We start from the raw sequence: 13,028 nt of genomic DNA, 5'->3' as shown, positions 1-13,028 counted from the left end.
CTCAGGCGGCGCCCTTGATGGCCTCGTTGGTGTACGTCAGGTCCTGCTCGACGGGGTGCAGGACCGTCTGCACCTTGTAGTTCTGGTCACCGACGCACCACAGCGCCCGGCCCTTGCCCTGCATGGCCCATCGGGTGACGACGTCGCGCGAGAGCGGGCCCAGGCCGAGCATCTTCTCCAGCTCCTCCGCGACGCCGAGGTCCTGCCCGTGGAGGATCTTGATGTCGGCCAGGTGCAGGAGGTCCTTGGCGATCGCCACCGCCTGGGAGCCGGTGTCTCCGGCGCTGAGCATGTCGGAGGGCTTGTGCGCCACCGCGAACTGGATGTCGCCGCTGCTGCGAGAGAGGCGTAGGTCGGCGTCGAAGGACTTGACCGCCTCGGGCCCGAGCCGCAGCTGCTTCCACGACTCGTCGCGCACGACGATGCGCACATCGCCCGGTGCGCTCGTCTCGCGCATGCCCCTGCCCCAGGAGTTGAGGCAGGTCAGGGCGACCCCGACGGCCTCATCACCCAGGGGTTCGAGCCGGGACAGGCTCAGGGACTGGATCGGAGCGGACCAGTCGACGTCGATGGTGGTGTGGTCGTCGAAGAGGCCGGCCAGCGCTCCCTTGACCAGCTGAGCCAGCGCGTCGCGCAGGAGCCGGGTGTCGTCGAGGAACTGACGCTCGCCGGAGTACCGGCAGTCCCGGATCAGCTCGTCGGTGGGGTCGTTCAGCGCGGCCCACAGCTCGGGGATGGTTGTCTCGCGCAGCCGCGAGCTGCCCTTGGAGTAGCCGGTCAGATAGCCCAGCGCGGCCTGCACGACGGTCTCCTCGGTGGGACCGAAGGGGACGTGCCGCTCTCCGATGCGCTGGGAGCCGACCAGACCCCGGACCAGCGTCAGCCAGCGCGCGAAGACGATCGCGGCACGGGCCTGCGCCTGGTCGGCGGGCAGGTTCTCCCAATCGCTGAGCAGCGGCCCGAACGAGAGGGGGTTGATCCGGGTGGACAGCCCTTGGCCGATGACGAAGGGCTCGACGCCGAAGAAGCGGCACAGGGCCTCGTACTCGTCCTTGGGGTCGCCGATCACCAGGACCCGGTAGCCAAAGTCCATCATCCGCAGGCAGAAAGCCTTGGTCGTCGCGGACTTGCCGCGGCCGGGCTTGCCGAAGCTGAAGATGTTCGGGTTGGTCACCGAGATCTCGTCGTTGAGGACCCACCCCAGCGGGTCGGCGAAGAACGAGCCACCGGAGAGGACGTCGATGCCCATCTGCGCCCCGGTCGGGGGCAGACCAGGGCTGGAGATGAATGGCCAGTACACGGGGGCCTGGTCTGAGGTCATCCGCCACGTCGAGACTGGCGCCGAGGCTGGCGCCCATCCGCGTCCGCGGGCGCGTGCCCCGCGCCGGGGGGCGTGGTGGAAGAGCGGGCCCTCCTTGATCGCTTCCGGTGACGCGGGCACCGCGGGAAGGTCGTGGCCGAAGTCGGCCAGGAGGCGGGACATGTCGCGGCCGTGGGCCTTGCTGCTCATCAGTTGGCCTTTCGGGTCAGGGAGACGCCCAGGGGGACGTTGGTGGCGGCGAAGGCCACGTCCTGGGCGAGGTCGAGACGAAGGGGGGCGAACCCGGCGCGACGGATCGAGGCGTCGAGGTTGCGGCCGAAAGCGGCCACTCGTTGGGTCTTGGGCACGGTGACGGTGCAGACCGCGTAGGGCCGGGTCAGTGCGTTGCCTCGGGCGATCTTGGCGTCGAGTCCGCGGACCTTCTCGGCCTCGGCGCGGGAGCTGGCCCGCTGCTTGCGCCGGGCCCGGTTGTTCAGCTCCTCACCGATGTCGGCTGCCCACTCGCTGGTGGCACTCTGCCGCTGGGCTGCTGCCTGGGACAGGATCGGGTAGGCGACCGTGAAGCTGCGGCGCTCTCCGGGCTCGGTGGGCGTCAGGACACCCGCCAGGGAGCCCATCAACGCCCCCTTGGCGGGGAGCTTGATCGTCGAGGAGATCGAGTTCCAGGCGTCGTGGCTGTAGTGCCGGGCGACAGGGTCGGCGCCGGAGGGGCCGGCCATGGCCCACGGGACCTCGGCGTTGACCTCCGGGTCCAACTCCTTCTCGGCCAGGGCGTCGATGATCGTGGCCCGGTCCCCCGGCGCGAACCCTGTGCGGCAGGCCAGCGCCAGCTCCGGGCTGGTCAGCCAGTTCACGCTCGTCATGCCCATGCCTCCGCGCAGCTGGGCCTCGAGCTCGCCCGCGAGGCTGTAGAGCACCCTGGCCCGGCCGTCGAGGCCACCGCCGGACTCCTTGGCGTCTCGGGCGAGCCGGCCCTCGGGGACGACGAAGGTCACGAAGGCCTCGCTGCGCACGCTGGCCCGGGTGAGGTTGGCCTGGATCTCGTCGTTGATCCTGCGGGCGACGGAGGGTCCGTCTGCTCGGCGGTGCCGGGCGATCCACTGGTTGCGTTCGGCACCGTCCTCGGGGACGGTCCGAACCAGGAAGAGGATCTCGTCGATCATCTCGGTGCGGGCTGCGAGGTCGATCAGCTCGCTCAGCCCATGGCCGTGACGCTCTCTGACCTCGGCCTCGGAGAGCCCGATGCCGGGGTGAACGATGGCTGCGGTCAACGCCCAGGTACGGGCACGGTGGTCCTGGATGATGGCGATCCGAGAGAACGTCGCGCCCTGGGGCGGGCCGTCGTGGATCGTCACCCCTTGGAGCACCCCCGGCAGGTCCGGTTCGTCGAGGTTGTCGGTCTTGCCGCTCGTCGCCTTCGCGCGGAAGCTCGTCCAGCCGGTCAGCCCACCGAACGCGAAGGTCAGTGCGGCGTGCAGCCAGCCCACCGCGGACCGCCCCCGCACGGGGGTCAGGGTCAGCGCGCTGATGGCCAGCCAGAGGACGCCGAACAGGGCGACCGAAGGCCACGCGCCGACACTGACCGCTCCCGCGATGGGCAGGAAGGTCAGCGCGACCACGCTCACCTGCCAGCCGGAGAAGCCGAAGATGAAGCCCAGACGAGCTCGTGAGTAGTCCGAGTAGATGGTGGCCATGTCGTGGGTTCCTTATCTGTCTTAGACCACGGGGGGCGGGGTCGCGCCCCCACCTGCGGCAGCGGCTCCACCGCCCCCACCGGTCGTGGGTGCCGCTGACGGCATCGAAGGTGCAGGGGGCGTGGGCATCGGGGGTGTCGGCGAGCCGCTCTGTCCCTGGTCGGCGTCCGGCGAGGAAGGACCGGAGCCGTTGACGGCGGGGTTGCCGTCCTCCTTCGAGGAGCCGCCGGCCCGCCGTGCGGGCGAGCTGAAGTCGGGGACGTACTGGTTGTGCCCGACGCCCATCTGGTTGGACAGGTCGGCACCGATGGTCGCGGCCTTGTTTCCGAGGTTGCTTGCGAAACCCAGCCCGGTCGCTGCGGCCTGACCGACGGGGCCCGCTGCCGCGCCGATCTTGCCCAAGAGGCCAGTGGGTCCTCCGCCGCTGTCGCCGCCACTGCCGCCGCTGCTGCCGCTGTCGCCGCCGCTGCTGCCGCTGTCGCCGCTGCTGCTGCTGCTGAAACGTCCCGCGGTCGCGTCCTCTGCGGAGGACTCGCCCTGGGAGCGGCCCTGGCCGTCGCTGGCTGCTGCTGCCGAGGTGGTGCTCCCGGACTTGCTGCCGCCGAGGAGGCCACCGATCCCGCCCTGTGCGGCCATGCCTGCTCGCATGGCTGCCCCGGAGGTGGTGCCGGGATCGGTGAAGGCCAGGAGCTTGAAGAGGGCCAGCGGGCAGAAGCACGCCATGAGGATGAGCAGTACACCGGGGATGGCGGTCCCGATGGACTTCTGAAGGTCGTCGGTCAGTCCCGTTGTGGCTCCAGCGGTGAGCTGGACCCCGATGCCCAGGACCAGCACCATCAGTACCGGCGTCAGCGCGGCAGCGTGGAACCACCGGAAGGACTTCCAGAACCAGCTGCGGCCGAACTCCGTGCTCAGACCTGCCGCTGAGATCGGGGTGGTGGCAGCAAGGATGATCAGCGCCCCAGCCCTGGTGAGCATGACCAGGATGTGACCGATCGCCGCGAGGATCATCATCAGCCCGAGGATGGCCAGCACCGTGGCGATCGTCCCGTCGGTGACGTCCTTGGGTGAGAGCTGGGTGCCCAGCGGCTCGAACTGCACCCACTTGTTGATGTGCAGTAGGCGGTGCATCAAGGCCTTGGTCAGGCCGCCGCAGGCGGCGATGACGGTCGCGCCGTAGGCGAGCCATCCGACCCAGATCATGAGGAACTGCCCCGTGCCGATGAGGACCTGCGCGAAGTTCTTCCCGTCGCGCCGGAAGGCCGAGATCCCGAGCTGGGCCAGGGTGAGGATGAGCATGAGCGTGACGGCGATCCAGAAGGTGCTCTCGTAGACCTCTCGGCCCGGCCCGCCCTCGCTGATGTCAGGCGTGGTGAAGAAGTCGACGATGCTCAGGGCGACCTTGAGCAGCCACATGCCGGCGTTGAAGATGCCCAGGCAGGCTGCCGTCCAGGCGTCGGCTGCGACCTTGCCCGCGGCGGTGCCGAGGTAGTCGAAGGGGTTGGGCAGCGGGATCATGGCTCAGCGCCCTCCTGATCGTCGATCCAGGTACGCCATCCGGCCTCGTGGGCCAGATCGGTGCCGGGCCAGGTGGAGGGAGCCGGGGCCGGCTCGGGGCCGGGCGCGATCATCCAGCGGTCCTGCGCCCACTGCATGCGTTCGCAGTGTCCGTAGGCGATGCGGGACTGCGTGGCGACCACGGCCTGCACATCGACCAGGACGCAGGCCAGGACCCAATCGGGGCCGTCGGTTCCCTTGACCTGGCCAGCCAGGGGTNTGCGTTCGCAGTGTCCGTAGGCGATGCGGGACTGCGTGGCGACCACGGCCTGCACATCGACCAGGACGCAGGCCAGGACCCAATCGGGGCCGTCGGTTCCCTTGACCTGGCCAGCCAGGGGTCGTGCCGTCACCGAGACCGTGGGCGCCTTGGCCTGACCCTGCTGGCCAGAGCTGGACAGGAAGGCCGCGACGTTCTTCGTCATGCGCCACTGCGATGCCGGGGGCGCCCCCGGCATGGACCACTGCTGGTGCACCACATGGGTGTGGTCGATGGACATTCCCTGCAAGACGGCGGTCACGATCGTCGAGAGCTGACCGACGGCACCCGCGGGCGTCTTGGGGAACCCTGTCGGGATCTCCGCGGGTCCGGCCTTCGTCGGCGCGGGCACAGTCATGCTCTCTCCGGGCGTGGTCGAGGGCTCTCCCTCTCGCGCGTCCTCCGGGGCGGCCTGGACCATGGGCGCGGCCGCGATCTGGTCGCGGTGCTCCTCTCCTCGCGCGGAGGCCACAGGGGCGGACGGGTCGATGTCGTCTCCCGCCGCGTCAGCGGGCTGGAGGGCGTAGTGAACCGCGAACCCCAGGCCGGCCAGGATCAGGAGAGCAGCAGCAACGCCGCCGGCCAGGACGGCCAGCAGTCGCCGCCGGCTCCAGGCCTGGGCGTTGGTCTCTGCTCCCCCAGCCATCAGACGCAGCCAGACCCGGTCATCGACTCGAGGATCCCCGGAAGGATGAGGTAGCCGATCACCGCGACGAAGACGACGACGAGGGAGACGACGCCGGCCTTGCTCGCGTGGGGCATCGCGAAGACGCGACCGGCGACCACGGCACCGACGCCGATGATGAGGCCGAGGATGAACAGCAGGCCCATTCCCCACAGCACGTAGCCCATGAGCTGGTCGGCGTGTGCCTGCGCCCCGGGCGGGGCGACCGGGCAGACCGTCGGCATGGACAGGACCTTGGTGGCGATTGCGGACTTCATTGGTTGCTACCCCTTCGTGGTGGTATTCCCGGCTCCTGTGAGCCGGAGCAGGTGGGACGCCGCACTGATCAGCGGTGTCGGGATCGCACGGCCGGTCAGACCGTTCAGGGCGAGGTCTGCGTCGTGCGGGAGGTCGACGAGCAGCCCGTCGGCGTCGAGGCGGCGTGTGAGGGCGCCCATGGAGGCCTGGAGGACCCGCGGCCACTTCTTCCGGCGCGGGCCGATGACGGCCGCGATCACGGTGGGTCCGTCTTCGAGCAGCGTCAGAGCGCCTTCCAGACGGCGCATCGCAGGGACGGTGGCGCGGCTGACGACGACGACGGCGGGCGCGGAGAGGATCTGGTCGCTGAGCCAGGACGGTGAGGAGAGGACGACGGACAGGTCCCAGGCGACGTCCAGCACGGTCAGCTCGCAGCCGGCCGGGGGTTCTGCCGGGAGGGTGACCTGGTCGGGGCTGGTGAAGACCTCAGAGGCTCGCTCGACGAGCACGCTGCCTCTCGTGCCTCGAGACCATCCGTCGGGCGTCTGCCCGAGCTCGGCGGTGGGGGCTGCCGAGAGGCCGGATGAGGTGACGGAGCAGCACTCGGTGACGCGGCTGGTCTCGGCGGCGGTGGCGATCGCCAGGGCCGTCGTGGTCGCTCCTGCTCCGCCGGAGCAGGAAATGACCGGCACGACCGGCTGGTCGCTCTCCCAGGTGCTCGCCGAATCTCGACGGGCCCCCACGAGGCTGTGCGAGGAGGTGTCTCGGCGGAAGGTCCCAGCCTTGACCGCCTGGAAGGCCCGCTGCAGCTCTTCGACGCTGACGGGTCGGTGGGTCGCGGTGCTCACGCGCACCTCACCTCGGTGGCATCTCGCTGGGCGAGGACGCGGCGCACGGTCGCCGGGTCGAACTCTTCGAGCTGAGCCTTGGCCTCCTGCACCGCACGCAGGTTCGCCATGCAGGTGCCCAGGTCGAGCAGTGCCTGGTGCTCGTTCATGGCTACCTCCACCAGTCGTTCGATCTCTGCCAGATCAGTCACGGTCTTCACCTCGCTGTCCCCCAAAGCCGGTCACGTGTGCGTGGGCGTTCATCACGCGGGGACTCGATCCACGCCGCGGGCCTCTCGTATGGCACTCACGCAGCGACGGGTGTGCCGGCGGATCGTCAGAGCAGAGACCCCGCGGCCGTCGGCGACCTCGGCGGAGGCCTTGTTCCCGAGCAGTCCCCCGCTCCCCCGGCCGCCGCCGGCGCCGTGCCGATCTGCCGCCTCGGCGACATCGACGAGCAGGGCCCGGTCCGCCTCGGTGATGACCCCACGGCGGCAGGCCCAATCGAGCAGCGACCGCAGCTCGGCCTCAGGGCTGGGTCCGGCATCGCCCGGCAGCAGCTGGTCGCACAGGTCCTGGATCTCGTGGGAATCCACGACGGTGCTTCGACCCCAGGTGGCTCCCGAGGCGGCACCCAGCCCGAGATCGCGCATCACGGACTTGCGCGCGTTCATGAGGATGTTCGCGGCTACCCGCCGGCCGCGTTGCCAAGGGAAGGTCCGGGCCTCCACCCACAGGGCAGCGGCCAGGAGCTCATCGACCTGGGGAGCGATCGGGTCCAGGCTCGCGGCGACCGTGATGGCCCCCGGGAGGAGGAGCCAGGTCAACGCGCCCGTGGCGGCCACGTCGTCTGACCCCTCGGGCGAGGACAGCTCCGCCAGTGCCAGGAGAACCTCGTCGGCACGGCACCGGTCGGGCTGGTCGGCCAGCCAGGCCGGAAGGTCGTCGAGAGCCTCGACCACCTGGAGCGCGGGGTGCTCGCTCTGCCACTTTCCCCACCGGTCACGAGCCAGGGCCAGCACCTCGTTGTCGGGGTGGTTCAGGCCGAGCTGGGTGGCGACGCTCATCTCGAGTTCCTTCCGTCGTGTGGACACGGAAGGAAGTTCTCGATGGGCCGTACCGGGGAGCGTTCCCCCAGCACCGCCGACCCGTCCCTCACACCGGGAACGGGCGCGTTCTCCCCCGGAAAATCGGGGGAGAACGCGCCCGTTCCCTGCGTTCCCCAACTCGCCCCTTGCGGGGGCTTGCGAGTCAGCCGTGAGCAGGCTTCAAGGAAGTACCCGCACACGGGAAGGGCGCCTTCTCCCTAGCTGGGAGGAGGCGCCCTTCGCGGGTCGCGCCAGGCTCCGCGTGCGGAGCCTGAGAGGGGGTTATCCCTCGACGATCGACTGTCCCTCGACGACGGTGAAGGACCACGGAGCCGTGCTCGTGACGGTGCCGAAGTCGCCGGCCTGGCCACCGCTGGCGGTCCAGGTCGCGTGCCAGTCAATCGAGATCGTGGCGTTGACGTCGCCGGCCCTCTTGTAGATGTGGTGGCACCCTCCGGGAGCCTCCGCGAAGGGGTCGGTTCCCTGGGTCCAGGCCTGACCGGGCCCAGAGCAGGTCACGTCCGGGGACCCGTCGCCCGGGCTCAGGCGAAGCCTGGTCGGCTCGAGGTTGACCTCGACCCACATCCCGGCGCCGCTCTCGCGGTCGCTCACGGACCGCCACGAGGACTCATCGACCCAGAACCACGTCGTCGCGTTGACCGCCGTGTAGGGGCGACCATCCGCCAACGCCACACCCGCAGGGCCACCCTCTGGCGCGGCCGGCTTCGGGATCTCCACCTTCGCCATGATCCGCACCGCAGCCTCCCCAGGCGTCTCAGGCCTGGGAGCACTCTCGCCGTCGACAGGCACGGCCGTGACCCGGCACGCGGCAGGGACCTGCCCGGTCAGAGACGAGACGCCCGCACACGCGGAGTCCAGCCCCATCTGTCGTGACCGGGCCTCAGCCTTCTGCTCCTCCGTCAAGACGACCGGCTTCGGAGCCGCGGGACCCGCACCACTGCCGCCTCGGTTCGGGGGCGTCGAAGGCGACCCTCCCGTCCCCTTCGTCCCATCGCTCCCCGGCTTCTTGATTTCCTTGAAGCAGCCTGAAGGAGTACAGATGAGCGGCACTGCCGCAGTAGCGGACGTTGCACCAACCATCCCCAGGGAAACCAACGTCACGAAGGCTGCTGTGCGTCGCATGCGCCCTTCTCCGTCCACGAGTCGATGAGCCAGGTCTTGCCGCCGTCCGGGGTGGTCAGGGTGTACCGGATGAGGGTCTTGGTGCCCTTCTCCAGCGGATTGCCCTTCTGATCGGCGGTGATGTCGTTGCCGTCCTCGTCGATGAACCGTGAGTTCCGAACCACGCAGGCATCCACGGTGGTCTGCTCATCGCCGATATCCGGCTTCTCGTAAGCACCGGGCTTGGTCCACAGCACCTCATCCCTGCCCTTCACTGTGATGCCACGCTTCTTCATCTGGGCCTCGACCGGATCCGTCTGCTTCAGGAGTGACTCGGAGTAGGCCTCCTGCTTGGTCTTGGGATCGTTGGGGTCTCTCTCAGCGCCCTTCGTGACGGTCTGCTCAGATGTTTCGAGATACTGCGCGGTCGGGGGTGCGCTGATCGTGGTGCCCGGTGGGGGTGTGGGCTCGTCGCTGCTGTTGCAGCCGGCGGCCAGGGCGGTGGTCGCGAGGAGCAGCGCGGCGGCTGCGGGTCGGTTTCTCATGAGGCCTCCTTGGCCCATTCACGGTCTCGCACGATCCTGTCAGTGCGTTCGGACAGATCAACTGGAAGCGTGTTGTCGCTGCTTTCGAGGACGCTCTGGCGGAGCTGGCCAGCGGTGTTTCCGTGGCCGGTGGCGCTCATCGCGGCGACGAGGTCGAGGCGAGCGATCTCTTCATGCGGGACTGCCGCCATGACTGCTTCGGCGGTGGCCAGGGCGGTGGGGCCGTCGTTGGTGGCGATGGCGTGGTTGATGACGATGTGCGCGACGTCGGTGACCGCGCACACCATCTGCTGGTCGGGGCGGTCTCCTTCGGCCAGCCAGGACCAGCCACCTGCACGGAGCTGGTCGAAGGGCGGTCCTTTGACAAGGGCGAGAGCGGCGTTGAGGTCCTCGAGCCCGTGCTCGCCGCGGGCCTGCCCGCGGGCACGTAGCCGGCGGAAGAGGTCGACGTCGACCAGGACGTCATCGACTTGGTACACGCCGACGCCGCGGATCTTTGCGGCGCGCGAGTCCTTGGCGTTGGGCAGGTGCGGCTTCCCGCTGCGGGGGTTGGTGCCAAGCCAGTCACGGAGCGACTTGATGCTTGACCGGACGCGACCGTCGGAGATGCCGAACGCCTCGCGGACCTCGGCCATGGTTGCGCCCTGCGGACGCAGAGCGAGGTATGCCAGGAGCTCGGTGAGGTAGGCGCGGGAGTCTTCGAGCACGGCTCGCGCGTCGCCGCCGACTCGCGCCGTGACCGGGCCGAGGAGCGAGAGCCGCGGCAGGTCGCAGTCCGGGGAGTGCCACCGCTCGAGGTCCTCGTCCAGGTCGGGGTCACGGTCCTCGAGGTCCTGGCGAACAGACTCGGTGACGCGCGGGGCGATCCTTTCGACGTCCTCGACGGTGGTGGCGGTCTGCGCGATCCACTCATCCTCGTTGGGGGGCAGGAGGCTGCTGGATGCCTCGGCGGCGTCGTGGTCCTGACGGGGCTGGGTGTACTCCTCGCGCAGGGCACCGGAGGCGTCGGTCATGGAGCGCCAGTCCTCGTCGGCGTCGCTGGGGGCAGCCAGGGGCATCGGCTCGTCATGCTGCGCGCGTCCCCGGTCGAGGAGCTGGACGATGCCGTGCGCTTCGTCGATCGGAAGGGCGCAGGCGGTCAGCCGCAGCCCGGTCCGGGGCATGAAGAGGTGCCCGTCCGCGGTGACTTCGATGGTCGTGGCCAGGTCGTCCTCGGGGTCGTGCGCAGAGAGGCTGACCACGGATGCCCCGGCTCGCCCGACGGAGGTGGCGACGGTCTGCGCGGCCTGGGCCACGGCGGGGTCGTCGTTGCGGGCCACGAGCAGGGCACGGGAGGTCCACAGGTCCTCGCCGGTCTGGTTGGCTCGCGCGTCGGCGACGGTGGTTCCCTCGTCGGTGCAGCGGTCGATGGTGCCGACGGCGTGAGCGGTGAGGTCCTGGGCGGCGTGCGCGGCCTGGTCGTGGACGTGGATGCGTCCTGGGTCGATGGCGGCGATCTCGGTGGCGACGTCGACAAGGTCCATCCGAACGGTCTGGGACCAGTCGTTGACGGCCAGCTCCGCGGCCATGTACCGGATCAGGTCGGCGCTCTTGTCCGCGTCTCCGGTGATCGTCACGGCTCCGAGCTCTTCGAGGTTGAGCAGCCAGACCTGCCCGCGCGGGCCGGTGCCGACGGTGACCAGTGCCGGGAGCGGGGGCTCGCCCTCGGGCACGGTCTGGTCCGTGCCGGGGCTGTCGTGTACCCACCGTGTCGCTTCGCCGGTCCACGGGGTCGGCAGGTCGGCCGGTTCGCTCAGGTGGACGATCACCTCGGACCCGTCGAGCTCGACGGCGGCCACCGGGGGGAACGGCCGGTCCTGGTCGGCGCATGTTGCTGCGAGGGAACGCAGCGCTTGGTCCATGGATTCGAGAGTTGCCAGGGCGTCGGTCCCGGCGGCGCGCACGCCTCGTTCGATCGGGACGAGCTCGGTGGCGGGGATGGGTGCTGCCCGGCCGGGGCGTCGGTGGCGTCGCTGAGCGGTGCGGCGGCGACGAAGGAGGGTCAGGGTGCCGGCTGCGAAGACTGCTCCCCCACCGGCGAACGCGGCGATGCCAGCGATCTGCTCCAGGGGAACGTCGGCTGTCGAGTCCTCGTTCGTGGTCTCTGCCGGGGCCGGCGCGACGGGGCTGGGGGGCGCGGTGGGCGCGGCTTCGGGAATGACCTGCGGCTTCTCGGTGGCCTCGGGGCCGACAGCCTCTCCCCGGCTGCTGGCAGCGTCCTGCTCGGCTGCGGTGTGAATCGCTGCGCCACCTTCACGGACGGCGTCCGCGGGCTCCTTTGCCTGCGTTCCCGTTGTCGGGGTGCCCTTTCCCTGCGTCTGCGGGGTGGGGACGACGATGGTGTCTCCCACGTGGATCAGGTCGGGATCGGTGATCTGCGGATTGGCCTCGGCCAGCGCCATCCAGGTGGTGTCGTGCTCGGCGGCGATCTCGGCCAGAGTGTCTCCTGCTTCGACCGTGACGGGGGTGGGTGCGTGGCCGGGCAGGAGGAGCTGCTGGCCGGGCGTGATCGTGTACGGCTGCGACAAGCCGTTGAGGGCGGCGATCTCGCGGTATCGCGTCGGGTCGCCGAGCTCCCTGTCCGCGATGCTCCACAGCGTCTCGTGGCGCTTGACGGTCACGCCACGGTCGGCGGCCTGGTCGGGCGAGGCAACCTCGGTCGTCTTGGCCTCTGCTGCGTGGGCTGCCTCGACGGCCGGGGTGGCCTCCTGGGCCACGACGAGGGACTGCGCGGGCGGTGCGGCGGTAGCAGTCATCGTGCTCGCGCCCATGGCGATGACCGCGCCGACCAGTATGGCCGCGGGGCGTCCCGCCGGCCCCTTGGGGACCGTGAGGCGGATGCCGCGTGCTGCCGCGACCGCCTCGACGAGGACGGAGTAGGTGAACGCGGCCCACAGCACGGCGGCGGCGACGATGAGGACGGCGACGAGCACCTGCCCGGTCTCGTCACGGCTGGTCAGGGCGGCGGTGATCTGCTCGAGGGTCGGGAGCTGGTCGGGCAGCACCCCCGAGAGCATCAGCAGCGCCGGGGCTCCGACGACGAGCAGGAGGATCGTGGCCAGGGCCAGCAGGCCCTTGACCAGGCTCGCAGCGCGGTTCATCTCGCTCACTCTCCTGTCTCGACGCCGATGTTGAGCCGGGCGACGGCGGTCCGGGTGATCGTCCAGCCCCGTCCAGTCCACGGCCCTTGCCCGGACTTCCTCGCGGTGACGGTGATCTCGCCCGGTCCGGTGACGGTGACCGTGCCGGTTGCGTCGGAGTTGGTCAGGCAGGTCTGCGCGGCCCGGATCGCGTTCTCCATATCAGCGCTGGAGGCGCGAGAGCGCGGGTCGATGGCCCCGGTCGCGCACCGGGCGCTCTCGTTGGCGACGATGTCGGTCTGCGTGGTGGTGCGCACCTTGGCCCCGACGTCGACGACCAGAGCTCCGGCGATGAGCAGACCCGCGGCGACGACCGCGATCCAGACCGTCACCGCCCCCTCGTCATCCCCGGTCCTGGCCAGGAGGGCTCGAAGCGTTCTCACTGTCCCCTCCACACGTCGACGGGGCTAGTTGTACCCGGCCATCAGGTTGGTAGCAGCGCGCCTGCTTGAACGAACGAGAACCTCCGAATGGGATGTGGCTTGTCGAAGGCCCACTCCAACCCGGAGGTTCT

The 13,028-nt window shown here is 70.0% G+C and carries 11 protein-coding genes; all 11 read right to left on the bottom strand.

Features of this window, described 5'->3' with window-relative positions:
• Nucleotide 1: 1 nt before the first annotated feature.
• The 11 genes from AB8K43_RS14945 to AB8K43_RS14895 all read right to left on the bottom strand — a co-directional run bounded on the left by AB8K43_RS14945 (nucleotide 2) and on the right by AB8K43_RS14895 (nucleotide 12,846).
• A complete protein-coding gene (locus AB8K43_RS14945) occupies nucleotides 2–1,510 on the bottom strand; it encodes an ATP-binding protein (protein ID WP_370895013.1) in 1,509 nt (502 codons plus the stop codon).
• Nucleotides 1,510–3,015, bottom strand: coding sequence for an SCO6880 family protein (locus AB8K43_RS14940; protein WP_370895012.1), 1,506 nt, complete (start codon nucleotides 3,013–3,015; stop codon nucleotides 1,510–1,512). The genes AB8K43_RS14945 and AB8K43_RS14940 overlap by 1 nt, the downstream gene beginning before the upstream one ends.
• Nucleotides 3,016–3,036: 21 nt before the next feature.
• On the bottom strand, nucleotides 3,037–4,533 hold the full coding sequence (locus tag AB8K43_RS14935) for a hypothetical protein (protein ID WP_370895011.1): 1,497 nt from the start codon (nucleotides 4,531–4,533) through the stop codon (nucleotides 3,037–3,039).
• Nucleotides 4,534–5,476: 943 nt separating this feature from the next.
• Complete coding sequence (locus AB8K43_RS14930) at nucleotides 5,477–5,773, bottom strand: hypothetical protein (protein WP_204142063.1); 297 nt, start codon at nucleotides 5,771–5,773, stop codon at nucleotides 5,477–5,479.
• Between the two features lie 6 nt (nucleotides 5,774–5,779).
• Nucleotides 5,780–6,601, bottom strand: coding sequence for a hypothetical protein (locus tag AB8K43_RS14925; protein ID WP_370895010.1), 822 nt, complete (start codon nucleotides 6,599–6,601; stop codon nucleotides 5,780–5,782).
• Nucleotides 6,598–6,792, bottom strand: a complete 195-nt coding sequence (locus tag AB8K43_RS14920) for a hypothetical protein (RefSeq protein WP_370895009.1) — start codon at nucleotides 6,790–6,792, stop codon at nucleotides 6,598–6,600. The genes AB8K43_RS14925 and AB8K43_RS14920 overlap by 4 nt, the downstream gene beginning before the upstream one ends.
• A gap of 51 nt (nucleotides 6,793–6,843) precedes the next feature.
• Nucleotides 6,844–7,647, bottom strand: a complete 804-nt coding sequence (locus tag AB8K43_RS14915) for a hypothetical protein (RefSeq protein ID WP_370895008.1) — start codon at nucleotides 7,645–7,647, stop codon at nucleotides 6,844–6,846.
• Between the two features lie 303 nt (nucleotides 7,648–7,950).
• A complete protein-coding gene (locus AB8K43_RS14910; RefSeq protein WP_370895007.1) occupies nucleotides 7,951–8,406 on the bottom strand; it encodes a hypothetical protein in 456 nt (151 codons plus the stop codon).
• A gap of 380 nt (nucleotides 8,407–8,786) precedes the next feature.
• Entirely contained in the window at nucleotides 8,787–9,335 is a 549-nt protein-coding gene (locus AB8K43_RS14905; RefSeq protein ID WP_370895006.1) for a hypothetical protein, read from the bottom strand.
• Entirely contained in the window at nucleotides 9,332–12,475 is a 3,144-nt protein-coding gene (locus tag AB8K43_RS14900; protein ID WP_370895005.1) for a LysM peptidoglycan-binding domain-containing protein, read from the bottom strand. Before AB8K43_RS14900 ends, AB8K43_RS14905 begins: the two co-directional genes overlap by 4 nt.
• A 5-nt stretch (nucleotides 12,476–12,480) precedes the next feature.
• On the bottom strand, nucleotides 12,481–12,846 hold the full coding sequence (locus AB8K43_RS14895) for a hypothetical protein (protein WP_370895004.1): 366 nt from the start codon (nucleotides 12,844–12,846) through the stop codon (nucleotides 12,481–12,483).
• Nucleotides 12,847–13,028 lie beyond the last annotated feature (182 nt).

The organism is Janibacter sp. GXQ6167 (genome assembly GCF_041365945.1).
Lineage (GTDB): Bacteria > Actinomycetota > Actinomycetes > Actinomycetales > Dermatophilaceae > JBGFSK01.
The sequence above is the reverse complement of the archived record's forward strand: the minus strand, read 5'-3'. Positions and strand labels throughout refer to the sequence as shown.

Excerpts from the sequence above, each read along its gene's own strand:
- AB8K43_RS14945 (WP_370895013.1), bottom strand. The coding sequence starts at position 1,510 with ATGAGCAGCAAGGCCCACGGCCGCGACATGTCCCGCCTCCTGGCCGAC.
- AB8K43_RS14940 (WP_370895012.1), bottom strand. The coding sequence starts at position 3,015 with ATGGCCACCATCTACTCGGACTACTCACGAGCTCGTCTGGGCTTCATC.
- AB8K43_RS14935 (WP_370895011.1), bottom strand. The coding sequence starts at position 4,533 with ATGATCCCGCTGCCCAACCCCTTCGACTACCTCGGCACCGCCGCGGGC.
- AB8K43_RS14930 (WP_204142063.1), bottom strand. The coding sequence starts at position 5,773 with ATGAAGTCCGCAATCGCCACCAAGGTCCTGTCCATGCCGACGGTCTGC.
- AB8K43_RS14915 (WP_370895008.1), bottom strand. The coding sequence starts at position 7,647 with ATGAGCGTCGCCACCCAGCTCGGCCTGAACCACCCCGACAACGAGGTG.
- AB8K43_RS14905 (WP_370895006.1), bottom strand. The coding sequence starts at position 9,335 with ATGAGAAACCGACCCGCAGCCGCCGCGCTGCTCCTCGCGACCACCGCC.
- AB8K43_RS14900 (WP_370895005.1), bottom strand. The coding sequence starts at position 12,475 with ATGAACCGCGCTGCGAGCCTGGTCAAGGGCCTGCTGGCCCTGGCCACG.